Annotated in this window: 2 protein-coding genes; both read left to right on the top strand. The window is 36.6% G+C overall.

The genetic code is table 11. The annotated features are described in order from the left end of the window. The first annotated feature begins 76 nt into the window (after nt 1-76). A complete protein-coding gene (locus R2R28_RS29050) occupies nt 77-367 on the top strand; it encodes a transposase (protein ID WP_316829162.1) in 291 nt (96 codons plus the stop codon). After that, nucleotides 364-1,227, top strand: coding sequence for an IS3 family transposase (locus R2R28_RS29055; RefSeq protein WP_316829163.1), 864 nt, complete (start codon nt 364-366; stop codon nt 1,225-1,227). Before R2R28_RS29050 ends, R2R28_RS29055 begins: the two co-directional genes overlap by 4 nt. Nucleotides 1,228-1,310 lie beyond the last annotated feature (83 nt).

Below are 1,310 nucleotides of genomic sequence, written 5' to 3' on the forward strand. Positions count from 1 at the left end.
TGGAGTTGCTACCTTTAACTGGAGGCTTTTTGTTGTCAGATTTAAACATTAAACATTAAACTTTAAATTTGAATATATGAGCAGACGAATATTTGATGAGCCTTTTAAAAGAATGGCTTTGGATCTGGCCCATGCGCGGGGTTCGATAAAGGATGTTGCAATAGAATTGGGTATAAGTTCGAACCTTTTAAGTAAATGGAAAGAGCGCGAAGGAATTGCAAAAACTGATACTACAAGCCTTAGCGAAGACCAGCAATTGATCCGGAAACTACAAAAGGAGCTTAAAGAAGCCCAGCTAGAACGTGATATATTAAAAAAGGCGGTAGGCATCTTTTCCAAGGGAGACGGGAGATATTCGGATTTATAAAAGATTACCGAAAGATATTTTCTGTTGAAAGGATGTGTAGAGTATTTGGAATAAACAACAGTAGTTTTTATTACTGGTTAAAAAACCCTCAGGGTAAGCGGCTTACCGATGATAATTATCTTATGATAGAGATAAGTAAGATTTACGCAGAGAGTAAAGGGTGTTACGGGAGTCCGCGCATTACTGCCGAATTATGTTCCAGAGGGATCTTTATCTCACGTCCCAGAGTTGCCAGGCTGATGCGCAGATTGGGTATAAAGAGTACTATCCGTAAGAAATGGGTACAGACAACGGATTCACAGCACACTTACTCTTTAGCAGAAAATCTCCTTAATAGAGATTTTTATGCCTCCAATATTGGAGAGAAATGGGTTTCAGACCTCACCTATATACAAACTGGGGAAGGTTGGCTATATCTGACAACAGTTATAGATCTGGCGGATAGAAAAGTTGTAGGCTGGTCATTAAGTGAAAATATGGAAGCTAAGAACACCACGATAAAGGCATTGGAAATGGCTATAAAGAATAGACCTATTACACAACAGTTGATTTTTCACTCAGACAGAGGTATACAATATGCATGTTCCGAGTTCAGAAAAAAATTAGCATGCTTACCGATAAAGCAAAGCATGAGCAGAAAAGGAAACTGTTGGGATAACGCAGTTGCAGAGAGTTTCTTTAAAACTATAAAAACAGAAATGATATACCAGCAGATATATAAAACAAGAGCGAAGGCTGGTTTAGACATTTTTGAATATATAGAAATATGGTATAATAGAAAAAGAAGACACTCTTTTTTGGGGTACTTATCGCCATTAGAGTTTGCAAACAACTCAATAAATCCTAAAATCGCAGCTTAAAAAAGAAAATATCTAAAGTAATGCTTCTCAATAAAAATAATAATATGACAACAAAAAATCTCCAGTAGACTATTGCAATTCCA

Origin of the sequence: Pedobacter miscanthi (assembly GCF_032678605.1) — a bacterium.
Classification (GTDB): domain Bacteria; phylum Bacteroidota; class Bacteroidia; order Sphingobacteriales; family Sphingobacteriaceae; genus Pedobacter; species Pedobacter miscanthi_A.

What these genes read in the sequence shown, in the direction of transcription:
- R2R28_RS29050 (WP_316829162.1), top strand. Translation starts at nt 77, where the DNA reads ATGAGCAGACGAATATTTGATGAGCCTTTTAAAAGAATGGCTTTGGAT.